The organism is Vibrio sp. 1580, assembly GCF_033340055.1.
This window is the reverse complement of the sequence record NZ_JAWOVT010000366.1, coordinates 1-648: the sequence shown is the minus strand read 5'-3', so window position 1 is coordinate 648 and position 648 is coordinate 1. Positions and strand designations below refer to the sequence as shown.

Annotated in this window: 1 protein-coding gene; it reads right to left on the bottom strand. The window is 45.1% G+C overall.

Annotated elements, in window-relative coordinates:
- The coding region (locus R7093_RS26045) for a siderophore ABC transporter substrate-binding protein (protein ID WP_318147122.1) at positions 1-648 on the bottom strand (648 nt) is incomplete at both ends.

Genomic DNA, 648 nt, shown 5'->3' with positions numbered 1-648 from the left:
GCCAAGTACCAAGCATCAACATCCAAGAACGTAATTTTTTGGTTCTTGTATGCCGTTGTCGCTTTCACCAAATCATTGTCCATCGATTTACGAAGGTCTTGGCTCGGCTTCGCATGCAGCGAGTTACGGTCGATCACCAAAATGTTTTTCGGATCAGCTTCGCGGATAAACTCGTAAGAAATCACGTCACCGTGTGTACCAGTCTTGATGTTTTTTACCGTTTCAATGAAACCAAAGTCATTGTAAATCGCACCGAAGCGGGACTTCGCACCAAAGGCACTGATGTTGTCACCGATGCTCAAAATCGTTAGTGCATCGTTATTGTTCGTTTGGTTGTAGTCGCGAATCGCTTTAAATTGAGCATCCAATGTTTCAATCTTTTGCTCGACTTTGTCTTCAATGTTGAAGATTTTGCCAATGTTACGCCATTGAGCCTGCGTGCCTTCCCAGTAGCCTTCGCCTTCTTTAGCTGCAAACACAACCGTTGGGGCAATTTCACTTAGCTCTTCATATTTCGCGGAGCCACGCGGGCCAACCAAGATCAGATCTGGTTTTTGCATATAAATAGCTTCGAAGTCAGGCTCAAACAAACTGCCTGCTGATGTGTAATTCTCTTTGCGGTGCTTGGAAAGGTAGGTCGGAAGATGA